Annotated in this window: 17 protein-coding genes and 1 other RNA gene; 10 read left to right on the top strand and 8 right to left on the bottom strand. The window is 37.7% G+C overall.

The genetic code is table 11. The features are described 5' to 3' along the window. Nucleotides 1-96 precede the first annotated feature (96 nt). Nucleotides 97-897, bottom strand: a complete 801-nt coding sequence (locus tag B9Y81_RS14785; protein ID WP_085537664.1) for a polysaccharide biosynthesis/export family protein — start codon at nucleotides 895-897, stop codon at nucleotides 97-99. A 195-nt stretch (nucleotides 898-1,092) separates the two neighbouring features. Between B9Y81_RS14785 and B9Y81_RS14780 the strand changes: the two genes are divergently transcribed. Then, nucleotides 1,093-1,926 carry a CvfB family protein gene (locus B9Y81_RS14780; protein WP_085537663.1) on the top strand — a complete coding sequence of 278 codons (834 nt, stop codon included), beginning with the start codon at nucleotides 1,093-1,095 and terminating at the stop codon, nucleotides 1,924-1,926. A gap of 57 nt (nucleotides 1,927-1,983) precedes the next feature. Here the strand turns inward: B9Y81_RS14780 and B9Y81_RS14775 are convergent, their stop codons facing one another. Both B9Y81_RS14775 and B9Y81_RS14770 read right to left on the bottom strand, forming a co-directional pair. Continuing rightward, a complete protein-coding gene (locus B9Y81_RS14775) occupies nucleotides 1,984-2,844 on the bottom strand; it encodes a sigma-70 family RNA polymerase sigma factor (RefSeq protein ID WP_085537662.1) in 861 nt (286 codons plus the stop codon). 131 nt (nucleotides 2,845-2,975) lie between these two features. Then, nucleotides 2,976-4,469, bottom strand: coding sequence for a Do family serine endopeptidase (locus B9Y81_RS14770; protein ID WP_085537661.1), 1,494 nt, complete (start codon nucleotides 4,467-4,469; stop codon nucleotides 2,976-2,978). Nucleotides 4,470-5,112: 643 nt separating this feature from the next. On the opposite strand from B9Y81_RS14770, the gene B9Y81_RS14765 reads away from it, so the two are divergent. From B9Y81_RS14765 to B9Y81_RS14750, 4 genes are all read left to right on the top strand, one after another. Next, complete coding sequence (locus B9Y81_RS14765) at nucleotides 5,113-5,688, top strand: RNA polymerase sigma factor (protein WP_085537660.1); 576 nt, start codon at nucleotides 5,113-5,115, stop codon at nucleotides 5,686-5,688. A 148-nt stretch (nucleotides 5,689-5,836) separates the two neighbouring features. Continuing rightward, complete coding sequence (locus B9Y81_RS14760; RefSeq protein ID WP_085537659.1) at nucleotides 5,837-6,817, top strand: FecR family protein; 981 nt, start codon at nucleotides 5,837-5,839, stop codon at nucleotides 6,815-6,817. Nucleotides 6,818-6,916: 99 nt separating this feature from the next. Continuing rightward, a complete protein-coding gene (locus tag B9Y81_RS14755; protein ID WP_085537658.1) occupies nucleotides 6,917-10,255 on the top strand; it encodes a TonB-dependent receptor in 3,339 nt (1,112 codons plus the stop codon). Nucleotides 10,256-10,278: 23 nt separating this feature from the next. Next, nucleotides 10,279-12,072, top strand: a complete 1,794-nt coding sequence (locus tag B9Y81_RS14750; RefSeq protein WP_085537657.1) for a RagB/SusD family nutrient uptake outer membrane protein — start codon at nucleotides 10,279-10,281, stop codon at nucleotides 12,070-12,072. Nucleotides 12,073-12,279: 207 nt separating this feature from the next. Here the strand turns inward: B9Y81_RS14750 and B9Y81_RS14745 are convergent, their stop codons facing one another. From B9Y81_RS14745 to rbsK, 5 genes are all read right to left on the bottom strand, one after another. Continuing rightward, entirely contained in the window at nucleotides 12,280-13,857 is a 1,578-nt protein-coding gene (locus tag B9Y81_RS14745; RefSeq protein ID WP_085537656.1) for a RagB/SusD family nutrient uptake outer membrane protein, read from the bottom strand. A 10-nt stretch (nucleotides 13,858-13,867) separates the two neighbouring features. After that, nucleotides 13,868-16,945: a SusC/RagA family TonB-linked outer membrane protein gene (locus B9Y81_RS14740; RefSeq protein ID WP_176221502.1), complete on the bottom strand. Its 3,078-nt coding sequence runs from the start codon at nucleotides 16,943-16,945 to the stop codon at nucleotides 13,868-13,870. A gap of 96 nt (nucleotides 16,946-17,041) precedes the next feature. Continuing rightward, nucleotides 17,042-18,043: a GRP family sugar transporter gene (locus tag B9Y81_RS14735; protein WP_085537654.1), complete on the bottom strand. Its 1,002-nt coding sequence runs from the start codon at nucleotides 18,041-18,043 to the stop codon at nucleotides 17,042-17,044. A gap of 42 nt (nucleotides 18,044-18,085) precedes the next feature. Beyond that, entirely contained in the window at nucleotides 18,086-19,636 is a 1,551-nt protein-coding gene (locus B9Y81_RS14730) for an ADP-ribosylglycohydrolase family protein (RefSeq protein ID WP_085537805.1), read from the bottom strand. A gap of 10 nt (nucleotides 19,637-19,646) precedes the next feature. Further along, on the bottom strand, nucleotides 19,647-20,579 hold the full coding sequence (rbsK, locus tag B9Y81_RS14725; protein ID WP_085537653.1) for a ribokinase: 933 nt from the start codon (nucleotides 20,577-20,579) through the stop codon (nucleotides 19,647-19,649). A 166-nt stretch (nucleotides 20,580-20,745) separates the two neighbouring features. On the opposite strand from rbsK, the gene B9Y81_RS14720 reads away from it, so the two are divergent. From B9Y81_RS14720 to B9Y81_RS14700, 5 genes are all read left to right on the top strand, one after another. Then, nucleotides 20,746-22,269: a hypothetical protein gene (locus tag B9Y81_RS14720; protein WP_085537652.1), complete on the top strand. Its 1,524-nt coding sequence runs from the start codon at nucleotides 20,746-20,748 to the stop codon at nucleotides 22,267-22,269. 157 nt (nucleotides 22,270-22,426) lie between these two features. Next, nucleotides 22,427-23,236: a formate/nitrite transporter family protein gene (locus B9Y81_RS14715; protein ID WP_085537651.1), complete on the top strand. Its 810-nt coding sequence runs from the start codon at nucleotides 22,427-22,429 to the stop codon at nucleotides 23,234-23,236. A gap of 126 nt (nucleotides 23,237-23,362) precedes the next feature. After that, an RNA gene (rnpB, locus tag B9Y81_RS14710) (RNase P RNA component class A) lies at nucleotides 23,363-23,726 on the top strand. A gap of 17 nt (nucleotides 23,727-23,743) precedes the next feature. Next, nucleotides 23,744-25,108, top strand: a complete 1,365-nt coding sequence (locus B9Y81_RS14705; protein WP_085537804.1) for a YihY/virulence factor BrkB family protein — start codon at nucleotides 23,744-23,746, stop codon at nucleotides 25,106-25,108. Nucleotides 25,109-25,117: 9 nt separating this feature from the next. After that, entirely contained in the window at nucleotides 25,118-26,485 is a 1,368-nt protein-coding gene (locus tag B9Y81_RS14700; RefSeq protein WP_085537650.1) for an MATE family efflux transporter, read from the top strand. Nucleotide 26,486 lies beyond the last annotated feature (1 nt).

The raw sequence follows: 26,486 nt of genomic DNA, 5'->3' as shown, positions 1-26,486 counted from the left end.
AAGTTGCATTACAGCTGTTTTTCAGAAGCAACCATTATCAAAAAAATACAAATGCTCTTTAATTCTATATTTATACGCTCTTTCGTTGTTCTGTCTTTATCTCGTTACAGCAATTATTATTGAAGATATGACTGATACGGTACTAAGTATAGTTGAGAAAATAGTTAGTTTGTATTGCTCTGCCTGACTATAATTAGCATTTTTCTTCTTCGCATCATTCGGTTCTACATAAACTACATCATTCTGTCGCAAATAAAAATAAGGAGACGCAAATAAGGCCGGATTGGTAAGGTCTACTCTCCCGTATTCCTTCTTTCCATTATTATCACGTATTACCATTATATTCTTACGGTTTGCATTGATTGTCAAATCTCCGGATTGACCTATAGCATCCAATATCGACAACCTGTCGTTTCTAACGGTAAGTGCCCCCGGACGAGAGATTTCACCCATTAGTGTGACTTTATAATTAACGATTTGTATATTTACAATTGGCTCTTTTATATATTTTGATATTTTTTCTTCCATCATCTTACTTAACTCTTGCTTTTGCAATCCTGCAACATGCAGTTTTCCCAGAACAGGAAAATTAATATACCCATCCTTATCGACCAAATAAGTATGTAATTGGGAAGCAGTCCCTACATTAACTTCTCCCTGGGCTGCGAAAGAATAAACAGGCGGATTAAACGGTGTCGTTACGGTAGGATCCCAAGCAGTAACTGTAATGGTTAACAGATCATCATTAACAATTGTCGAGGCATAGGATTGGGTCATTTGCTCCAACTGCTGCTCAGTCAGATCATCCACTCCCTGAAAATAGGCTACGTCTTTGGGTACTGAACATGCGCTCATTGCAAATAAGAAAAGTATAAAAGAAACAATTTTAGATCTCATATCTGTTTTTCAAAATTAATTACAAAGTTATGATATTTCCCGGTAAGTGAAAAGCCTATTTTCCCGGTCTGCTATTTTAATCACTATAATAACGATGCAATTTACGGTATATTGCTGCATTCTATCTTAAATTAATGTTCCATTTCTCATTTTTCTTAATTTATGGCGTACATTTGTGTAGATAAATAAACGGACATGATTCAAATCGGAAAATATAATACGCTCAGGGTTGTTAAAGATCTTGATTTTGGTCTTTATCTTGATGGTGGTGATGAACTGGAGATTCTGCTTCCGGCTCGGTATGTACCTAAGAATGTTAAGCCCGGGGATGAGATTGAGGTTTTCATCTACCACGACAATGAGGGGAGGTTGATTGCTACAACTGCTCGTCCGTATGCTACTGTGGGTGAATTTAAATTTATGGAGGTCAGGTCGGCCAATCAAATGGGCGCGTTTCTCGATTGGGGCATTATGAAAGATATTCTGGTGCCGTTTAAAGAGCAAAAAACAGAGATGAAGGAGGGCCGTTGGTACCTGGTTTATATACGATTGGACCATGTTACTCAGCGCATAATGGGTTCTGCGCGGATCGAAAAATTTTTGAACAACACTCCACCACCATACAAAATCAACGAAGAGGTAAATATTCTGATTGCCGACGAAACGGAAATCGGTTATAAGGTAATTATCAACAACAGCCACTGGGGGTTAATTTATCGGAACGAGGTGTTCCAGAGACTTGAGAAAGGGGAGGAACTTAAAGCTTATATTAAGGAGATACGGGAGGATGAAAAGATTGATGTCAGCCTCACTAAATTAGGTTTTGAAAAAGTAGGGGGTGTAGCAAGTATAATTTTAGATAGTCTTGAAGCCCAGGGAGGTTTCTTAAACGTACACGACAAAAGTGAACCGGAATTGATTTACTCCTTATTTCGTTGCAGCAAAAAAAGTTTTAAACAGGCAATTGGCACTTTATACAAACAAAAACGCATCATCATCGAAAGCAACGGGATACGCTTAGTTAAATAAAAAAAAGGCAATCCGGGCAGGATTACCTTTTTGTCTTCTCAGAGTTTTTACTCCAAGTTAACCTAAATACGATTTGAGGAGCTTGCTACGTGTTCCTTGTCTTAATCTTCTGATTGCCTTTTCCTTGATCTGGCGGACGCGCTCTCTTGTGAGGCCAAATTTGTCGCCAATCTCTTCCAATGTCATTTCCTGACAGCCTATACCGAAGAACATTTTGATTATCTCACATTCTCTTTCGGTCAATGTAGCAAGTGCCCTATCAATCTCCTTCGCCAGTGATTCATTCATTAACGATCGGTCAGCAATAGGAGCATCATCATTAACAAGCACGTCTAAGAGGCTATTGTCTTCACCTTCCACAAACGGAGCATCCACAGAGATATGCCTTCCCGACACCTTTAGCGTATCGGTAATCTTATCTACGGGAATATCCAGTTCTTCTGCTAATTCCTCCGGCGACGGTCTGCGTTCGTTTTCCTGTTCGAATTTCGAGAAGGCTTTGCTGATTTTATTCAGCGAACCTACCTGATTCAACGGAAGACGGACGATTCTTGACTGTTCTGCCAAGGCCTGCAGAATGGATTGGCGAATCCACCATACGGCATAAGAAATAAACTTAAACCCTCTTGTTTCATCAAACTTTTCAGCAGCCTTAATCAAACCAAGATTACCTTCGTTAATTAAGTCGGGTAAACTTAGTCCTTGATTCTGATATTGTTTTGCTACTGAAACAACAAAACGAAGATTAGCCCGAGTCAATTTTTCTAATGCTCTACGGTCTCCTCTTTTAATTGCCTGTGCCAATTCTACTTCCTCTTCAACTGTGATAAGATCCTCACGTCCAATTTCTTGGAGATACTTATCAAGCGAAGCGCTTTCGCGATTGGTAATGGACTTCGTAATTTTTAATTGTCTCATCCAACGATTTTATTGAGAAATACGGGATGCAAAGATAACACTTTTTATTGCAACAATTGGCCGGAAGCATCCCACATCCAGCCAATTAAGCACCTTTAACAATCTTTTTGCTCAGAAAACACTTTCACTATTTACTCAGACAGGTCGATTGCATAGTATCTGGTACGTCCGTTTGGATAGAAGCCTTTTATAAACAGCCCTTGATCTTCGGTGTTTCCTTTTACTATTTTATCTACCACTTTTTCAATATCATCCGCTGATGACATTTTCTGATTATTTATGATCATTATAATAAACCCTTTTTTGATACCGGCATCACGCAATTTTCCATTTGTTACTCCGGTAACTTCTACGCCATAGCTTACATTCAACTGTTTTTTCTGTGTATCAGTAAGCGCCTTGAATGCTGCGCCCAGTATTTCGGCCGTATCGCCACCTTTCTTCACCTCAGTGCTTCCTTGTGCGTTTCTAAGTTCTACAGTCAATATTTTTTCGGTTCCCTTGCGGTTTATTTTCAGCTTAACCTTATCTCCCGGACGATATTTACTGATCTGTTCCTGCAACGCATTCGATGATTTAATTTTAACATCATTTACGGCTACAATAACATCTCCTTCCGCCATACCTGCTTCTTTAGCGGTACTGCGTTCTGCAAAAGAAGCGATGTAAGCTCCTTCCAGCACTTTCACATCTTTCTTCGCCTCTTCCGGAATATTTTGAATATCCTGAATCATCACACCTAAAACAGCGCGCTGCACAGCACCATACTGTTTCAAGTCTGCAGCCACCTTTCCTGCTATACTAATGGGCACCGCGAAAGAATAACCGGCAAAATTTCCTGTTTGCGAATAAATGGCCGTATTAATACCAATCAATTCTCCTTTCGTATTCACCAACGCACCACCACTATTACCCGGATTAACGGCCGCATCTGTTTGTATAAAAGATTGAATCTGATTTATGGATGTACGATCAAACGATATCGAGCGACTTTTCGCGCTAACAATACCGGCGGTAACCGTAGAAGTCAGATTGAAAGGATTACCAACAGCCAACACCCACTCTCCTACTTTAATTTTCTCGGAATCCCCAAAAGGAATGGTAGGCAAACCCTTTTCTTCAATTTTAATAAGCGCGATATCTGTTTGCGGATCCGCACCAATTACTTTAGCCGGATATTTCCGATTGTCGTTTAGCGTTACTTCCAGCTCATCCGCACCATCAATCACATGGTTATTGGTCATGATATAACCATCGGTAGAAATAATCACACCGGATCCTGCCCCTTCACGCGGTTGAGGATTTGGCCGCGAAAAACCACGATTTCCAAAGAAAAACTCAAACGGATCCATATATTGACCTCCGCTTGCCTGAACTGTTGATGTTGATTTAATGTGAACCACACCATGCACAGTCGCTTCTGCCGCGGTAGTAAAATCAATATTTTCGGCCGCAACAGAGGCAAAATTAGTCATACGCACAGGCTGAGAAAACACTCCCTCGGCTAAAGCCTGTTCAGCATGTTGTTTTTTGTTCATCAAATACGTATTTGTTCCAACTGCCACCGCAGAACTTACCGCCGCGATCAGCACAAAACCAAATACATTTTTCCATGTCTTCTTCATATCTGTTATTTTTAATTAAACACTTAAATTTAACATTTAAACTGCAGCAAATTAAACTCAAAAAATGTGCTAATAGTTTATTTATGACCTCTTTTTCATCTCTTTTAACGACAAGCACAATTAACTTAACGGCGTTTAACAGTACCGTGCTATACCAAGTACCCTGTAAATAAATTTAAGTGTCATTATAGACATATATTACTAACTTAATAACAGCAATTATGTCAGATTGTTTTTATTTCATGTCAGTTTAAGTTCAGTTTACATTTAAACCTCAGACGAAGAGAGTTCGGACTCAAAAACAGAATACGTTTATTTTAAAATTCAGGTAGTAATTAAAGTCTCCCAACAAAGTACATAATAATTTCAACAAAGGATATTTTTCTTTTTCCATATATGTGGTAATGTTTTTCCATATATGTAGTAAAGTTTTTCTATATCTATAGAAAGCTTTTTCCACATATATAGAAAAAGCAAAACAAAGGTTTTCTTAAAAAAGATATAGGATTAAAAGGGCTATTTAAATGATTTCATTAACACCAAAATAGAAACACAATGCTTTAGTATAAAGAACGAACGCTTTTCGTATTCGAATTGGTATTAATTATTTTCGTTATATTTGTCAAAGTTTAAAAGGTTATTAATGCCAAACTTATTCATACATAGCGATCTGGTAAAAAAGCTCAAAGAAGGTTCATACGAGGCCTTTGATGCGTTATATAACTTATATGCAGATTCCTTATATGGCTTTGTACTACTACACACTAAGTCTCGTGTTCAAGCAGAGGATATCGTAGGAGAAACGTTCCTGAAAGTCTGGAGTATGCGTGCGTCGCTTTCCGTAGAAGGTTCGTTTAAGGCTATGCTGTTCACTATCGCAAAAAACCATGTTACGGATATTTTTCGACAACAGATCAATCGTCCTGATTTTGAAGAGTACATCCGTTTTTGTGAAGATAAAAACTTATTAGACAACACATCGGAAGAGAAAATATATTATGATGAACTTATTGAGAAATTAGCAATAGCAAAGCAAAAACTAACGCCAGCCCAACGAAATATTTTTGAATTAAGTAGAGAAGAAGGTTTAAACAATTCCGAAATAGCCTCACTTGCGAATCTATCAGAACAAACAGTCAAAAACCATCTTTCAGCGGCACTTAAAACATTGCGCATCGAACTTAGGAAATACAATTATCTTTTCGCTTTGTTTATTTAGAACATAACATCTACACTTTTCAGTATTCTCTTTTATTCCTTAATACAAAGGAATTCACTTCGCCCCCTAACAAGCATGTTATGCAACACACAATTTTCCATAGTACTATTTTAGTCTTTTTTCGTGTAATATATAGTAACAATAAATTATGGAAAATTCTTTTCAAAAATTATATACGCAATTCCTAAAAGGGGAAATAAAATCAGGAAAGTTTGAAGAATTAAAAAACTCTATTAACAGACTTTCTGATGAGGAGCTATTCAGACATATGGAAGACTATTGGCTAAATCATAATGATTACCCAAAACTAAATTCAGAAAGAAAACAACGAATTCGTGAAAAGTTATACAAACAGATCATTTATCGCAAAAAATTGAGTTCGACATTCTGGACTCGAATGGCAACAGCTGTTGCAATAGTCGCATTTTGTATAGTATCTTCATTGCACTTCATTCAATCAAACAAACCTTATACTCCAGATATATTCCAAGCTATTGCATCAGGAAATAGCAAAGTTCAACTGACTTTACCAGATAAGAGCTCTGTTAAATTGAATTCAGAAAGCTCTCTATCCTATTACTTCGAAAAAGGCAAACGAATTACAAAATTAAATGGGGAAGGTTATTTCCAAGTTACAAGAGATGAAAAACACCCGTTTATCGTACAAGTTGGAGATTTAAACATCGAAGTTTTAGGGACTTCTTTTAATATTTATTCTTATTCTGACTCAGATGTTATTGAAACGTCTTTAATAGAAGGTTCTATTCGCCTCTTCGATTCCAAAAATCCTACAGAAACTTATATGCTAAGACCTTCTCAAAAAGCTATTTACTCCAGAAACGACCGAAAGATTCGTTTTCAAGACACAGATAATATAAAGGAAACAGCCTGGTTGCAAAACCACTTGGTTTTCGAATCGGAAAGGCTAAGTACCGTGTTCCATCGTATAGAGCGTTGGTATGGTGTAAAAATCACTCTAATGTGTCCTGAAATAGCCAATGATCTTATTTCCGGCTCGTTCAAAGATGAACAACTACCTTATGTTATGGAAGCATTAAAAATACAATACGGATTTAATTATGAATTAACAGGAAACAATGTAATAATCACCAAAGTAAACTTAAAATAACAAATATGCCTATGAAATAACACCATGATTTATAAAAGAGATTTTCTTTTCACAAAAATTTATCAACAAATATATTACCAAATCTAATATAGATTAGTTATGAGACAAATATTTTGGAGTCTTATACTCCTGCTATTTTGTGCTATGACATATGCACAAGACATTTCGCAAAAGATATCAATAAATCTACAAAAAGTAACCCTAAAAGAGTTCTTTAATACTATTGAAGCTCAAACGTCATTTTCGGTTGTCTATCGAGATATTATTCTTAGCGAAAAACCAGAGGTAACCGTAACATCTTCAAATCGTCCTTTAAGAGAAATCTTGACACAAGTGCTCGAGAAACAAGGGCTTTCGTATAAAGTAAGCAACAAAACCATTGCGATTGTTAAGGCAGAAACCAAAGCAACAGTACCTCAACTACAAGCTAAAACAATTACAGGTGTAGTTCTTGACGAAGCGGGCATTCCCGTTATCGGAGCCAATATTGTTGTAAAAGGAACTACAAATGGAACAATTACTGACTTTGACGGCAATTTCTCTATCGAAGCAGCCCCCGGACAATTATTGGCTATTTCTTATATTGGCTATCTACCAATGGATGTCGCGGTTACAAATACCAACAAAGTAGATATTCTATTAAGAGAAGACACGCAGGGACTGGAAGAGGTTGTGGTGATTGGCTATGGTACAGTAAAAAAACGTGATTTAACGGGTTCTGTGGCTTCCGTAAGCGCAGATGCTATTACGTCTACTCCATCCACCACTGCGTCTGAAGCTTTACAAGGACGCATACCGGGTGTTGTCGTTTCTAATTCAAACTGGTCTCCCGGATCAACTCCAAGCGTAATGATCCGTGGCAAACGATCCATCACAGCAAGTAACGATCCACTATACGTGATTGATGGTGTACCTGTTACCGGAGGAATAAGCGAAATAAGCCCGGCGGATATAGAATCAATGGAAGTTTTGAAAGATGCTTCAGCTACAGCAATCTATGGTGCTCGTGGAGCAAATGGAGTTATTTTGATCACCACTAAACAAGGAAAATCAGGAAAAACTCAAATTGATTACAACGGATATGTGGGCGCACAAACGATTCTGAATCAATTAGAATTTTGGAATGGAGCAGAATACGCTGAATATGCTCGTGAAGCTTATCGCAATACCAGCAATAGTGCCATTCGTTACAATTCAAATGTCCCTACCAAGGAGCAAGACATGATCAGTCCGGGTTTTACGCGTGATGCTTCAATAATGAAGGCAGTTATGATGGGTTGGGGTGAAGACGGCGTTTATGATCCTTCCCGCATACCTACAACTAATTATATGGATCATGTAACACGTACGGGTATGTTGACGGATCACCAATTAAGCATTCGCGGTGGTGTAGAACGCACGAACTTCTTAGCATCAGTTACGTATAATAAAAACGAAGGTATTTTCAAAGACGAAGATTATGAACGTTACTCTATTCGTTTGAATCTCAATCATGAAATTAACAACTATGTAAAAATTGGAGCGCAAACACAATACTCGCGTTCTGTCCAAAATCGTGGAGCAGGTTTAGCCGGAGGTTGGCGTTTAAGCCCATTGGCGGCATTGCGTGACGAAAACGGTGAGCTTATCCCGCTTCCCGGCTCTTATAATGTTTACAACACATTAATGGATCTTGAACCAGGCGCAGTGGATCGACCTCTTAAAACAACTCGTTATCTGGGAAGTTATTTCCTTGATATTAAATTACCTGTTGACGGAATGAATTTCCGTTCTAATCTAGGTATTGATTCCCGAACAGTTCAGGATTATGAGTTCAGATCAGCCCGAACCAGTAATCGTGGTATGGGTACATCTCTCGCAAAAAATGAAACAGGCAAATACACGATGTTCACATTAGAGAATATGTTATTTTATAACAAGACATTCAACGACAAGCATACTTTAGGCGTAACATTATTGCAATCAGTCCAAGAAGATATGGCAGAAACCAATAAAATTGAGGTGGAAGATTTACCTTCTGATCAATTGAAATACTACAACATGGCTTCCGGTCAAACACCCAAAGCACTTGAAAGCAGACTTATAAAATGGAATATGGCATCTTTTATGGGACGTATTAACTATAATTATTTAGGTAGATATTTACTTACTGTATCAGCTCGTTATGACGGTTCTTCCCGTCTGGCTGATGGTCATAAATGGGTACTTTTCCCATCTGCCGCTTTAGCATGGCGCATCAATGAAGAAGCGTTTGTTAAAGAAGCTGATTGGTTGGATAATCTAAAACTAAGATTTGGTTTTGGTAAGACAGGAAATTCAGCGGTAGATCCTTATCAGACAAGAGGTAGTCTGGGACAGAGCTGGTATCCGTTTGATAACGGATCAACCCCTACAATCGGATATGCTCCCAGCGTAATGGCAAACAAACTATTAACATGGGAAACTACAGATTCCTGGAACATAGGTCTTGACTTCGGTGTATTGAGAGGACGTATTAATGGAACAGTCGAGTTTTACTTACAAAACACACACGATTTATTATTAAAACGTCAACTTCCCGTTGTCTCAGGCTTCCCTGAAGTACTCTCCAATGTAGGAAAAACACGTAATAAAGGAGTGGAGTTGTCCTTAAATACAGTTAACATAGACACAAAAAATTTCCAGTGGAATACAGACCTTATGCTTTCTGCAAACAAAGAAGAAATTGTTGAATTGTATAACGGAAAGATTGATGACATAGGAAGTAAGTGGTTTATCGGTCAACCAGTTAATGTGAATTACGATTACCGGAAAATCGGCATCTGGCAAAACACAGAAGCAGATCTGGCTGAAATAGCAAAATTCGCAACAAACGGAACAGAATTTTCTCCGGGTGATATTAAAATACAAGATGTGAATGGAGACTATAAGATTACAGATGAAGACAAACAGATTTTAGGCAATCCACGTCCAAAACTAACTGCCAGTATGGTAAACACCTTTAACTATAAAGGGTTTGACTTATCAGTTTTCTTATATGCCAGTTTTGGTGCTATGCTTTATAACGATATTTACGCTGTAGAACATTCCGCTCGAAATGGAGGTGTGAAAATAGATTACTGGACACCTACTAATCCAACAAATGCTTATCCACGTCCAAGCATTGACGAAGAACGTCCGGTTTATGTAACAACGACTTATTACGAAAAAGCAGATTATTTACGAGTAAGAACAATGACACTGGGATATACTTTGCCCAAAAATCTCACAAAGAAGTTCCTTACAGAAAAACTACGTGTTTATTTCACTGCTCAGAATCCATTTGTCTTCACAAATTACACGGGAATTGACCCGGAAGCAGCAAAAGTGGATGATGCAGGAAACCCAAAAACAGATGGTAGTGGTTTTGGCACACCAAGTATAAGCTCCTGGATTTTCGGAGTAAATATGACGTTCTAATAATCTGATAAATAAAAGTAAAAATGAAAACAATATATTATTATTTATTAGCCGGCGTAATATTAACGACCTCGGGGTGTAGCAGTTGGCTAAGCGAAGATGATGCCCCCATAATGTCATATGATTATTATGAAACAGAACAAGGCGTTGACGCTGCAATCACAGCAGCCTATGGTTTTCTTCGTTGGGGTGTAGGTGGTGAACGCTTTGATGTTCTGACAGAACATGGTACTGATCTTTTCACAGAGGGAGAAGACGGAAGTTATCGCGAATCATACAATAAATATGCAACACAACTAAATCCGGATGAAGGTATTTTATATAGTATGTGGGAAAATCACTATAAAGGTATCAGTGATGCCAATATTGCTATGCAGAAAATTCTTGATTCCGATTTACAAGAAAATATCAAGAATAAAGGCTATGCCGAGATGCAGTTTATCCGTGCTTTCCTTTATTTTGATTTGGTACAACAATTTGGGCGCATTCCTTTAGTCACTGAGGGTAGTTTCGAAATCCGCACAGACTTTAAACGCACTGCAATCCCGGAGATTTATAATCAAATCATCAGCGATTTACGTAATTCTGTTGAGTATTTGCCGGAAAAGGCGTCAAATGCAGGACGAGCAACTTGCTTCTCCGCATCACATTTGCTATCTAAAGTGTATCTGACGCGTGGTAGTGCGGTAACAGAAGATCGTGGACAGAAATCGACAGATATAGATAGCACATTGTTTTATGCAGAAAAAGTAATCAATAGCGGATATTATAAGCTTCAGGAAAATTTTTCATCATTATGGGATATTAAAAACCAAGGGAATTCAGAAAATATTTTTGCAATTCAATTTACAATATCACCAATATATAATGGGGATGGAAATAAACAACATCTCTATTGGTTATCTTGGTATGAAGATCAGGCAGGTATGTTACGGGATATTGAAAACGGACGTCCCTTCCGTCGTCATGTAGCCACAAAAAAGACAATGGAGAATCTATATGATCGCCTGAATGACTCTCGTTTTTATAAAAGTTTCAAATGGGTTTATTTTGCAAACAATGCGAAAACTTTGCCTAAATGGGAGCAATTATCTTTTGACGGAACAGTCTATTTCACACCTGATCCTTCTAAAGGACAGGTCCAAGGCAAACAAAAATTTGATTTGGGTGACACAGCTATCTATTACACCATGCAGAAAGTTGGTTTAGAAACAAACACAAACGAAATGCGTAAACTACGTGCGAATTATAAATACGCTTATTTTCCGCGTGAAACACATTCAATCCGCTATTTCCCATCATTAATAAAATATCTTGATCCCTCCAGACCATCCGTATCAGAAGAAAAGGGCTCTCGGGAGTGGGTTCGTATGCGTTTAGGAGAAACTTACCTGATAGCTGCAGAAGCTGCAGGTCGAAAAAATGACTTTGACAAAGCAGCTCAATATATAAACGTTGTTCGCAAACGCGCAGCATGGGCTAATGGAGAGCAAAAAGATCAACAAATATGGATGTTTGAAGGAGGAAAAAATGATACAGAAAGCACATATGATAAACTAATGGTTACACCAGCTAACTTAAGCAATGACTTCATTTCATTCATTCTTGATGAACGTGGTCGCGAATTATTAGGTGAAACCAATCGTTGGGAAGATTTAGTACGTTGTGAGCTTTTATATGACTGGGTAAAAAAACACAACCCGGATGCGATTTTCATAAAACCTTATCACAAACTTCGTCCAATTCCACAAAAACATATAGACAGGCTTAGTCCTGCAGGTGAAATAAGCGAAGAACAAAATGAAGGTTATTATTAAAAGTTAGGATTTTTTTAATACTCCAACAATTAAGTATTAATTATAAAACCTACCGACCACAAATTATTTTTATGTTTAATGTGGCCGGTAGGCTATATAATTAATACCTAATGCTTCTTGAGTTGATTTCTGAGCACAAACTATCTACAATGAATAGCATCAGAAAAGCAACAGACAACAATCTATTCACATTTCTTCTTAATTTGACTAATAACCAGTATTTTGTATCAGATTAGGATTTAAATCTATCTCCCTAAAAGGAATGGGCCATAAATAATGTCTGTCTTTCTTAAATTCTTTAACATAGCCAGATAGTTCAACTGTTACTAAAACGCCACCTGAATTTTCATAAGTCATTCCTTTTACTGTCCCTGGAATCACTTCTTCACCAATACGCCACCTTCTAATATCAAAAAGACGGTGCCCTTCCATCGCCAACTCTACCATCCTCTCCCTTCGGATAATTTCCCTTAACTCTGTCTGATCCAATGTTGTTACTTCAGGCATATTAACATCCGGACGTTTTCTTATTTCATTTAGTGCATTTAACACTGATTGATTAATCTCTCCAAGTTCAACACTTGCTTCGGCATAAGTCAATAGAATTTCAGCATATCGTAAATAAACAAGATTAACACCACAGTTATAAGGGTCTACATAATCAGCATCATTAACATATTTTTTAAAATACCAACCTGTAGGTGTTACATTCTCTGCCGATATAGAAATATCATCACCTGATCCATTCCCTGGCAAAGTATTAAGAATCATCCCATCGGGTAACTTATCTCCACTCACATAAACAGTATGATTTAACCGAGGATCCCTATTTGTATATGGATTTTTTGGATCAAATCCACTTGCAGGATTTTCAATGGGCAATCCTGTTGTTTTCATCAAATAAGCATCAACAAGTTTTTTTGTCGGAACAGCCTGACATCGTTGGGTATATAGACTGTTAGGTACATAAAAATTAAAAATCTCATGTGCATTCAAATTCTTTGCATATTGTCTTGCAAACATTATCTCCGATGCGGTTTCTCCTTCGTAATCAAAAAGTTTAGCATACGACTCATATATTTTGTATGCCTCCATATCCATTACAGCTTTAGCGGCAAGCTTAGCCTCCTGATACCTTCCTGCATACAACATAGCTCTAGCTTTCAAACCTAACGCCACTCCCTTGGTTACTCTACCTCGCTCAATTTGCTCGATTGGTAGATTGACTGAGGATGAAGATAACTCTTCAGATATAAAATTCCATATCTCATTTGCTGAAGTTCTGGTTATCGATTTCGCCTCCTGAATATCCGGGTTTGTTATTAACAAAGGAACATCTCCGTAAAACATTACTAAATTGATATAAGCGAATGCACGCAATGTCTTTACTTCTGCAATCAGCCGACTTTTAAGATCTACTTCCAGTTCTTCAACCAAATCAACATTTTCAAGAAATGTATTTGCTGCTTGAACAATCCGATAATAATGGCTCCATTCATCAGCCACAACATTACTACTAGCGTCAAATGTATGTTTCTCCATCTGAGACTCTGCTCTCCATTGTAAAACAAAGTGAGAAATATCAGAATATGCATCCATAGAAGTGTACCTCCATTGTCCGCCAAGTATTGAATAAACACCATTAGAAGCAAAAATTGCATCATCTGTAGTTTTCCAAAAAAGTTCACTTGCCAATCTGTCTTTGGGCAATGGATTCAAATCAGCACAAGAGGCAAACATTACTGCTAAAAAGCTAATGTATATTATTATTTTTAGAGCTTTCATCTTTTTATTTTTAGAAGTTAATATTGAGACCTATAGTAGTTACTGAAGTTTGCGGAAAACTTGATTCTTGACCTCTCTCTATCATTTCCGGGTCAATATTATATTTATTTAAAGCTGAGAATGTAAATAAGTTTGTTGCTGACATATATACATTAACTGCATTTATTTTGAATTTCGCACACCACTCTTTCGGAATATCATAAGAAAGTCTGATATTTTTCAATCGTATATAATTCCCATTAAGCATTGAAAAATCAGAAATCTGTGCATTTTTCATTGTATATTTAGTTGGTCTAGGATATTTAGCCTGACGATTTTCAGGCGTCCAATAATCAGCCCATACTTTATGAGTAAAACCTCCCCAGATTCCATGTTCTAAAATTGCACCGGTCATAAGTTTATCTGAGCCAGCCACACCTTGCCAAAACAAATCCAATCTCAGGTTTTTCCACGAAACAGACATATTCGAAGAAAATGTCCAGTCAGGCATTTCGTTTCCAAAAATGACAAAGTCTTCAGGCGTAAGTTCACCGTCATTATTTTGATCAACATACTTAATGTCTCCTGGCCCCACAGACCCATCCCATTTGGCATAATTATCAACCTCTTCCTGTGTCTGAAAAAAACCATCTGTTACAAATCCATAGAAAGAATTAATAGGTTGACCTTCTGTTGTTATCGTTCGATAGTCACTATTTCCAAAAGCAGATATATGAGGACCAGTACCAGCTAGACTTATAACTTCGTTTTTATTGTAATTTGCATTAAGAGTTATCGCCACATTAAAGTCGCCAAAATCCTGACGAGTTCCAATTATAAACTCCCACCCTCGATTCTCTACAATCCCCGCATTAGTGTTTGTAGGATTAAGTCCCATAACTGTAGGAATAGGTGCGCTAAGCAGAATATCTTCAGTCCTTTTTTTATAATAATCTAAAGAAAAATTCACTTTACTATCAAACAGATAACTATCCAATCCAAAATTAGTCTGAGCAGTTGTTTCCCAAGAAATTTTTTCACTTGCCAAATTTACAATTCGATAACCGGTAGCCAGTTGTTCATTAAATATATAATTATTCTGATTATAGGTTTTCATAAAAGAGTATAATCCCACCTGTTGACTACCAACCTCTCCCCATGAGCCTCTAAATTTAAGTTCATTGACTATTTCTTTTAATGGATCCCAAAAACTCTCACTTGAAATTCGCCATCCAACAGAAAAAGAAGGAAAAAACCCATATTGATGCCCTTTTGAAAATCTGGAAGAGCCATCATACCTTGCATTCATTTCCAAAAGATATTTACTATCATATTCATAATTAACACGAGCAAAATACGAACGTAATCCCCATTCAGAATATCCTCCGGTACCATTTCTTGTCGCATCATTTGCTCCCATGGAAAGAGATTGCAAATCATTATTATGAAAATTTTGCCTATATCCTTCCAGATTATTTCCTACGTAATCTATTTCAGAATAACCTAAGATTCCACTGACATTATGTTTCGCAATTTTTTTATCAAACACCAGTTGCATATCAATTTGATTTTCCCGTGACCAGTCTCTTCTATCCGTCATCCTATTGATAGTGTTAAAGTTCCTTCTTTCAGGATAAAATTTGTCTGTAAAGTCATATTTATTTTCAAATGATGTACGATTGCTAAAATAATGCTGAGTAGAGTATTGCGCAATAATTTTCAGCCAATCAAAGAGTTCATATTCACCTCTAAAAATACCTGTAATATTCGTTCTCTTTGAAGTCGAAAGCCCTCTCTCTTTCGCATTTATAAGCGGACTATAACTATCAACGGATAATCCATATGAACCATCATTGTATACAGGAACTCCCCATTGGCTATTTTGCCACATCCGATTATATGATTCCCATTCATTATAAGGCCCCTGACGTTCAGAAAAACGGATATTAACATTAGAACCCAGTGTTAACTTTCTACTTATTTTAAAATCATTCCTTGCTCTAAACTCCGTAATATTGAACTCATAATTAGGAAGAACGCCTTCTTGATCCATATATCTAACAGAAATTCTATTAGTGATTTTTTCATTTCCTCCTCCCAATGTTAATGTATGACTATGCTGCGGTGCTGTTTTGAACATTGCATCAGCCCAAGTATTCGGTTCCGGATACCTTTCAGGTTCTTTTGCATGATTAGCAGGCCATTGTTGAATATATTCATCTGTATAAAATTTATACCCATACGTATTCATATACGCTGCATTCTGATGTTTCATATAAGTTACAGCATCCATGTGTTCCGGAAGATTGTTAGAGCGAGCAAACCCCAAATATCCATTATATGTAATTGAAAGCCGTCCTTCTTTAGGAGCTTTTGTTGTAACTAAAACTACTCCAGCAGCAGCCCTTGATCCATATATTGCAGATGAGGCTGCATCCTTTAAAACCGAAACAGACTCTATATCAATAGGATTTACTTGCGATAAATTTCCGGGAACTCCATCTATTAACACCAACGGATTATTATCATTCAAAGAAGTTACTCCTCGGATACGCATAGTTAGTTCTTCCGCGCCAGGAGCACCACCTCTATCTATAATAGTCAACCCAGGAAGTTTTCCTTGCAATGCCTGATTGGTATTTGTTGCATTACGTTCGGAAATATCATCAGCCCCTACGCTGCTTATTGCGTTAGTAACACTCAGTTTACGCTGGACACCATATCCGACCACAACTACCTCCTCCAGAGCCTGTGTATCTTCCAGCAATGTTATTGACAGACTGGAATTGTAACCAGAAGCAACCTCCAATGTAATATATCCAATATAAGATACTAACAAAGTCGCATTTGCAGGTATACTTAACACAAAATGTCCATCAATATCTGTAATTGTTCCAATAGTAGTTCCTTTTACAGAAACATTAGCACCTATAATAACTTCGCCTTTTGAGTCTTTAACAACACCTTCAATCGGTCTGTTTTGCTGCGTAAATAGCGAAGAAGTAATATCTGCTGCACATATCCCTATAGATAACCAAGAAAAAACACAAAATACCAAAATCTTTAAAAATACCGATTCCGGTACTTTCCGTAATACGCAAGTTTTCATAATTCGCATTATTAAGATTAGTAATAAAAAGACACAATACTCCCTTATGTTGACTAAAAAACATAACCAACAAAAGTCATCAAAATATAAATTAAATCAGGCTCCTGCGTAAATCAGAAAGCCAAGTCCAATGATAAACAGGACAAACATTCCTATATTAAGATAATTTGATTCTATGGGAGCATTTTTAAATTCTTTCCAGATTAAAATCCCCCAAAGTGCAGAGATTAAGGTAGCACCTTGTCCCAGACCATATGAAATAGCGGCGCCGGCTTTTTCAGAAGCTATCATACTAAATGATTGTCCTACGCACCAGATGATACCTCCCAAAATTCCCACCATATGAGTAACAGATTTACCCATAAAGTAGCCTTTAATAGAGACAGGTTCTCCTTCTACAGGTTTCCTCATAGCAATTGTATTAAACACAAAATTACTGATAAAAACTCCTACGGAAAAAATGAATACAGCAGTGTAGGGAGTTAGTTTCCCTGCAGCCGGATTTGTAAAATTAGTAAGATCCATAGAGGCTGCTATAAAACGATAAAAGAAAGACATGATCACACCAGCAGAAACAGCGACAAGAATCCCTTTTGCAGAAACTTTTTTTGTCCCAACTAAAGCCTTTTTATAAGCAAGCCCATTCAAAATGATCGCTATAGTAATTAGTAAAACACCAGTAATAATAAACAAAGGCTCGCCTTTGGCAGCACCAAAATAGTTTACCAATACGCCAAGCACCAATGCTATTCCGACACCTAACGGAAAAGCGACAGACAAACCACAAATGGCTATTGCTGCCGACAAGAGAATATTAGACGCATTGAATATGATGCCTCCAAGGAAAGCACTTCCCAAATTAATCCAATCGGCCTGTGCTAGATCAGCAAGAAAACTGCGTCCCTCTGATCCGATGCTACCTAATGTAAAGGCTGAGATTATAGAAAACAACAAGACGCCTATCACATAATCCCAGTAGAAAAATTCATATCTCCAAGTTTTTGCCGCAAGTTTTTGCGTATTTCCCCAAGATCCCCAGCAAAGCATTGTGACAAAACAAAAGAAAATAGCTAGCGGATAATTATAGACAATAAACATAATAGTATTATTTTTAAGAGATATATTTTACACATAAAGAATTTACTGGTGCCTTATCTGATGAGGCATATCCGAATAGATTAAGGCGTCTTCAAATTTTACGGTTACTCCATCTGCCGGATTTAACCATTTGAACGTGACTACATGTTTGCCTTTCGGGAGCTGATACTTCCAGAACAATTCATGTCGACGGGTTATATAAGAAGCCGGAAGATTTGCCGTTTCAACAAGCTTACCATCAATATACATCTCAGCTTTTGCGACATAGTTTTCATCTTTAGAACGAACCATCCCTCTAAAAACGATTCCAATACCTTCAAAAGAGATTTCATTTACTTCATTAATCTGTTTATTGACTTTAATCTTATCTATAGGATAATGTCCTTCAAATGCTTTTTCAAAACGTACCGGTTTTGGTTGTTGATATTTGATTGAAACGTCACTAGCTTTAACCATTCCTCCGTTACGCTCAATCAGTTTCAGAGCCTGATTATAGCTCATCTGATATGCTTTATTCAATGAAATAGTTGTATAGGCAAAATCCATATCTTCCACCTCATAAAGATTTTTCATCCAATATTCTGGTATTTTACTGTATCCAATCATTGTTCCTAAAATACCTCCAGCCGAAGCTGGATTACAATCAGAATCTTGTCCGCAACGGGTCGCAATATCAATTGTCTTATAAAAATCGCCTTCCCCATACAACAATCCAATAATAATATAAGCACTATTTATGACTGCGTCAATATTGAATGGAACAAATACACCATCAGGACATCCAATATCAGAGCTCCATTTTTTCTCGCATTCTGCCCAAGTTTGCTTCCAATCATTCGGATATCGTTTATACCAGTCAATCACATCTTTCATACATTTATAATATGTACTTTGTTCCGGTATAGTTTTCAACGCTTCCGTCACAACAAATTCAATATCATCGGAAACAAAGGCTAGTGAATACATAGCACCAACATAAACACCACCATACCAACCATCACCATAATTCATTATATGCCCTATTTTGTCTGAAATATCTGATGCCGTGTTTGGCATTCCTGGCGACATAATCCCTGCGTAATCCGCCTCAATCTGGTAATCTATATCATCGGCATGAGGATTATTCAGCCAATGCCCAGAAGAGGGCGGCATTATCCCTTGCAAAATATTATAACGTGCAGCCTGATTAGCATGCCACAATACATATTCGGCCGTGGCAAAAGCTATTGCAAATGAATCTACAGGCGCATCCAACCCCAAACGTTCGAAAACATCTACAAATGTCAAATCCATATAGACATCATCATACAAACCTGGAACATTCTCATAATACCATTTTATGTATCCTTCCGGCCATTCAATTGGCACATAGTCCTGGATCATAGTTCCATTAAATTGAAATTCGGTAGGACCCCCATATGTACAACCAATCGTTTGTCCAGCCCAGCCTCCTTTTATTTTGTCCATTAACTTCTCCTTTGTCATTACAACTTCAGAAGGCATACTCTTTTGTTTTTCAGAGACACTCATCGTACAACCAATACTTAACAATGTTACTGCTTGTAGAATAATTAACAATGCGATTTTTTTCATAACTATATATTTATTTAGTAAAAACATCTACTTCATTACGATAAGGAGCAGATGCTTGTGCACCCACTCTTGTTACTGATATTGCGGAAGCCTTACAAGCAAATTGCACAGACTCTACAATTGAACGTCCTTCAGACAATGCCAATGCTAAAGCACCATTGAAAATGTCTCCAGCTGCTGTAGTATCTACTGCTTCAACTTTAAAAGCCGGTATCAACTTCTGTTCTGACTTACAATAAGCTAAAGCACCTTTTGATCCTAAAGAAATTATAACGTTTTGCACTCCCATCTCTATTATTACTTTTGCAGCTCTTTCCGCAGTTTCTTGATTTATAATTTTTACACCCGATATCATTTCAGCCTCTGTTTCGTTTGGAGTGATAATATACAGATGTTTCAGTAAAGAAGAAGAGAGATGATGGGCCGGAGCTGGATTCAAGATTACTTTCTTATTTTTTTTGTAAGCAAGTTCTGCTACATATTCAACGGTATCCATTGGTATCTCCAATTGCATTAATACAATATCGAATTTATCTATGAAAGTCTCTATCGACGCCAAATCGACTGGAAGAAGATTTGCGTTAGCTCCTGAAGCAACAACAATACAATTTTCAGCCTGTTCATCAACAGTAATCAAAGCTACACCAGAAGGGCTCTTGTTGTCTGAAAAGACATAAGAAGTGTCAATACCTTCCTCTTCAAACAGTTGTTGAGATTGATGACCGAAAATATCATTCCCGGTTTTACAGACAAAAGAAACCTGCCCTCCTAAACGAGCTACAGAAACAGCCTGATTAGCCCCTTTTCCTCCGGGATTCATAAAAAAAGTTCCTCCAAGAACGGTTTCTCCTGGACGAGGAAGATGTTTGGTTTTAATCACCATATCGGTATTACTGCTACCTACCACTAGTATTTTTGACTGATGTAGTTTCTTCACGTTAATTCTATTTTTTATGTTTACACTCTTGTTCTAGTTTGTCGACAACACAAAATTAACAGATATAATACGCAAAAAAGTACAAAAATAAGACTGTTTGGATAAACCCAAAACATCCAAACACCTACCTCAAAGAAACATACACCACACATAATCAATATATTACAATATCATGTCAAAAATCGAATCATTACATATCTTAATACGAACACTCTCTAAAGCAGAAAAGCGTCATTTAAGTCTACAAGCGAATCTTCAATGTGGTAATAAAGTATATATGGGATTGTTTAGTTTATTTGAAAAACACGACTCTCCCGAAGAGGTTTACACTCGATTTATTGAATCATTTGGCAAAAACAGCTTTGAAATGGCAGCTAAACATTTATACCGTCTTATTGTGGAAACTTTACTAAAATTGCGTAAAAATCAAAATGTACAAACAGATATATTCAACAAAATAACGATGTCTGATATTTTATTCGAAAGAGAACTGTATGACGATGCACTAACAGAACTAAGTAAAGCCAAACGATTGGCGTCCGACTTCGAAAGTGACTTGCTTCAGCAGCTAATCCGAAGAATTGAACTTCTCTATTTAAGCGCCCTTGATTTTAAAGGAGTAACTGAACGAGAGCTGATCAAAAAGCAATTAAAAATCAATGAGATTATGAAATACACTAAAAATATCAATATGCACATGCAACTTTACGATATTTTAAGACACCGTCTAACACATAAAGGATATGCTCGTTCCGACAAACAAAAAGAAGACTTGAATGATTTAGTCTTAAGTGAACTGCATTTGATCGCGAACAGTTCTTACAAAGGTTTTGAAGCCAACAAGCTTCATTTATTGTTTCAAGCTACCTATTATTTGAATTCAGGTAATTATAAGTTAGCAACACGGCATTATCATGATCTACTTTCTCTCTTTGATGACAATCCTCATTTGCTTCTTAACCCTCCTATTTATTACCTCAGAGCTATTCATGGCGTTTTAGATAGTCTGAGCATTGCGGGATTATATCATGAAATGTCAATTTTTCTGATGAGATTAAAAAACCTCGAACAACAAGACTATCCAAGCGAATTTATACTGAAAGTTCGTTCATCGTTCTATTTATATGAATCTTACCGACAATTAAATACCGGTGCTTTCGATTCAGCAAAAGAACTGATGATTGAATACGATAATAACCTCTTTAAGAAGATCAATTTAATGGGATTAGAAGATCAGCTCAAATTGTATCTTAATGCAACTATACTCTATTTATGTTCACATGAATTAGTTATTGCAAAAAAATATATGCGGAAAATATTCTATTCAGGCAAGCTATTTCACACACTTCCTTCGTACAAAACAGCTCGTTTGGTTAATCTTGTCTTGCAAGCAGAGTTAGGCAATTATGATTTCTTAGAAAATGAGATCAGCGCAATCAAACGAAATATCCGATATGAAAAACAAGTTTACATGACAGAAAAACTCATCTTCCGGTTTGTACAGGACTATCCTTTACCCTCATATGAAAAGACTCGAATGAAGCTATGGCGAAAATACAGAAAAGAAATCGAAAAAATAGAGAATAGCAAATATGAACGACTACTACTAAAAACTTTTGATTTTCTTTCATGGATAGAAAGTAAATTAACCAGATTTCCATTTGCTGAAATTTTACAGCAAAAAGTGAAATTTTAGTATATAACTCATTTGGCTCTGAGCAATCAATAAATATTCATTAATACAAATTAATGAGAAAACTCACTCAATTAATATTTCCAGACAATATTACATTGATTAAAAGGGCTATTTATTCTTTAGTGATAAACATATACCTTTGCGGTTAAAAAAAATAATGGAGAATTATAATTCGCCCCGGAAAACAACTTTGCTATTCAGTGACGCTGGATTGCAAAAAACGAAATACCCGTTATCTACCTTTGTGTTCTTATCTATACAAGGTGGTGCGTTTATCGCATTAGGGAGCTTACTGAGTGTTGTGGTGGCCGGGGGTATGAGTACGGACAGTATAGGTTTGATCAAGTTTGCCGCCGGCGCACTTTTTCCCGTGGGATTAATCATGATCATTTTTACAGGGTCTGATCTTTTTACAAGTAATTGCGCTACGTTGACCATCCCGCTTTTAAGGAAACAGATCCGTGTTGGCACCTTTTTGAAATACCTTTTTCTCTCTTACGTTTTAAATTTTGTGGGTACGCAATTTATCGCCTTTTTACTGTCTAATCATGTAGGGTTGCTTGATAAAGATCCCTGGCAAAGCTATTTGTTTCATTTAGCCGAGAACAAAGTGAACCAAGATTTCCTCACGGTAGTAATTAAAGGTATAGGCGCAAACTGGTTGGTCTGTCTGGGAGTTTGGCTGGGGTGCGCGTCCAATGATGTAATTGGGAAATACATTGGAATATGGACCCCCATCATGATTTTTGTTACGTTAGGCTATGAGCACTCTATCGCAAATATGTTTTTTATTCCGGCAGCAATCTATTCCGGAGCCGATATTTCCTGGACCACGTTTATTCTTCAGAATCTGATTCCGTCTACAATAGGCAATCTGATTGGTGGAGGGGTTTTAATCGGTTGTTTATATTGGTTCATACATATAAAGCGCACACAGGCTGAAATGAGCGCGAACAAGGGCGATTGATAAGTCATAAACGTTTATCAACAACTTACAAATTGCTTCTCTTCGTCAGCATGGATAACAAATAGTAGTGTTTCGTTAGGGATACATTTCTTTGCAGCCGGTTTTTTTATATTATCTTTGTCAGATACAGTCTGCCGGTCTGTCGCTTGCTTTCGGGCAAGAGGAACGTCCGGGCAACAAAGGACACCATACTTCCTAACGGGAAGCTATTCGTGAGGGTAGAGAAGCGTAACAGAAAAGTACCGCCGGATTCGTTCGGTAAGGGTGAAAAGGCAGGGTAAGAGCCTACCGGGTTTCGTAGCAATACGAGATGCCGTACGCCTTATGGGTTGTAAGGTCATGTATACCGGCGCATGTAGGGCTGTCCGCCCGATGCCGGGGGGTAGACCGCTTGAGCTTATTGGCGACAATAAGATTAGATAAATGACAGACACTTCCGCTCTTAATAAAGCGCGAAGCACAGAACCCGGCTTACAGGCAGACTGTTATATTTTTAAAATTCAGCTTATGCAAACAGAGGATAGTCATAAGAAAACAATTATAGAACGGATAGGAAATTTCTTTTCCAGACTGATCCGGTTTGTCTCTTACGATATCTGGAGGATAACAGAACACGAAGTAAGCGGCCTGAAGGAGATTTATATAAACACGATTAAAACCGTTATTCTGGCAGTAAGGGGATTTCAAAGTCAGGAGCTACAAACAAAAGCCTCAGCACTCACCTACAGCACATTGCTTGCTATCGTACCGCTATTAGCCGTTCTTGTGGGTATTGCTAAGGGTTTTGGTTTTCAGGGGGCGGTAAGGCAACAACTGTTTGTTTTCTTTCCCGGTCACGAACTGGAACTGAGTAAGGCTTTCGAGTATGTAGAAAGCTATTTGGCACAAGCACAAGGAGGGATAATCATCGGTGTCGGTCTGATCTTATTATTCTACACCGTTATTAATCTTATTTCATCCATTGAAGATACGTTCAATAATATCTGGCAAATACAAAAAGCCCGGTCTTGGACGCGCAAGATCATGGATTATATGGGGCTATTCCTTTTATTACCTATACTGATAACCGCATCGAGTGGTATATCGATCTTTCTTTCTACGTTGAGGGGTACTTTTCTGAATCAGTATGTATTTTTCACTCCTGTTGTCGAGTTTATTCTCAACATCTCGCCTTTTGTTATGACAATTCTGGCATTTACCGTTTTATATCTGCTTCTTCCAAACACGAAAGTACGTTTTATAAATGGTTTGCTCGCTGCCGTTTTAGCAGGCACAGCTTTTCAGCTGTTTCAATACCTCTATATAAATGGTCAGATTTGGGTAAGTAAATACAATGCAATTTATGGTAGTTTTGCCGCCTTACCGTTATTATTACTTTGGCTACAACTCTCCTGGCTGATCTGTCTCTTCGGTGCGGAGATTTCTTATGCTTCACAAAATGTAAACAAATTCAGTTTCGACCGGGACAGCAAACATATTACGCGCCGGTACAAAGACTTTCTCACATTACTCATCGCTTCCTTAATAGCCAAGCGTTTTGCAAAAGGGGAAAAGCCTTATACAGCGGATGAAATATCTGAGACTTACCGCATACCCATTCGAATTACAACTGAAATCTTATACCTGCTGAACGAGCTGAATATTATCGCGGAAACCCGTTACGGAGACGACGATCGTGTTGTTCATTATCAACCGGCATTAGACATCAACCAACTGAGTATCGGTTTGCTTTTCTCTAAAATAGACGAACGTGGATCCGAAAATTTCAAGATCGACACGTCTGAGCTACTCAAAAAAGAATGGGAAGCGCTTTTAAAGACCAGAGCAGACATGATGAAAGAGAATTCGTCTATTCTTTTGAAAGACATTTGATTTATCGACATGGCGGAGAATTCTAAAAAGAAGAATGGACATAACGACCTTACTCAAGGCAAAGAATGGAAAGTAATCCTGCGATTTGCCATCCCGCTATTAATAGGTAACATATTACAACAGACATACACGATAACGGACAGCATCATCGTGGGGCAGTTTCTTGGCAAAGAGGCACTTGCTGCAATTTCGGCATCTTTTTTTATTTATTACTTCATAATTTCATTGGTGATCGGGATAGGTAGCGGTACTTCGGTTGTAGTTTCACAGTATTTCGGAGCACGCGAATATGATAAGGTGCAGGGTGCTTTTTCGTCTTTCTTTATTTTCATGTTGGGCATTGGCATTGTATTATCTATTGGCGGGATTATTTTCGCAGAACCGATCTTCCGGCTGACCAATACTCCGGAAGACGTTATACCACAAGCGGTAGCCTATTTTAAAATTTATGTGGGAGGTACGTTTCTATTTGTTACATTTAACAGCATCATTTCCATACTTCGCGGCATAGGCGAATCGATCAAACCTATGATTTTTATTTTGATTACCACTATGCTAAACATCGCGCTCGACCTCGTTTTCATCCTCATCCTTAAATGGGGTATTGAAGGTGCAGCCAGAGCGACAGTAATTGCTCAAGGAGTCGGAATGTGTATTGCGCTTATCTATGTAAACAACACGCACCCTCTACTCTCTATAAAGAAAAAAGACCTGCTGTTCAATATGAAGTTATTCAAGGAGGGGTTAAAAATCGGACTGCCAACCAGCATACAACAATGCGCGATTGCTCTTGGCCTCATCGCTTTACTTAGCATTGTAAATAGTTTCGGTACAGATACGCTGACGGCCTATGGGGCAGCAGGAAAAATAGACACCATTATTACACAAGCTATACTTACACTCTCCGGTGCTTTAGCGGCCTTTGCCGGACAAAATATAGGTGCCGGGAAATTCAATCGTGTAAGAAGAGGATTGCGCTTCTCCCTCTATATAAATGTTTGTTTCAGCTTGGTGATGTTTACGGTTTTATGGTTCTGGGGAGATGTTATTATGCAAGCCTTCACCAATGACCGTCAGGTAATACAGATAGGCCGGGAATTCTTAGTAATCACAGCCGGTTTCCTTGTATTCCACGGAGCATTAAACATCTATAATGGCGCTCTTCGTGGAGCCGGGGATACTTTCTTCACGATGATGGTTAGCCTATTCTCCCTTTGGCTAATCCGAATCCCACTTGCTTACTATTTAGGCGAAACATTCGGACGTATCGGTATCTGGTGGGCCATCGGATTAAGTATTGTGATTGCATTCACCATTACCTTTATTTATTACAAAACCGGTTATTGGAAAAAACGCTGCGTTGTTAAACGAAAATAAA

The organism is Massilibacteroides vaginae (assembly GCF_900178525.1).
GTDB classification, from domain to species: domain Bacteria; phylum Bacteroidota; class Bacteroidia; order Bacteroidales; family Tannerellaceae; genus Massilibacteroides; species Massilibacteroides vaginae.
The sequence above is the reverse complement of the archived record's forward strand: the minus strand, read 5'-3'. Positions and strand labels throughout refer to the sequence as shown.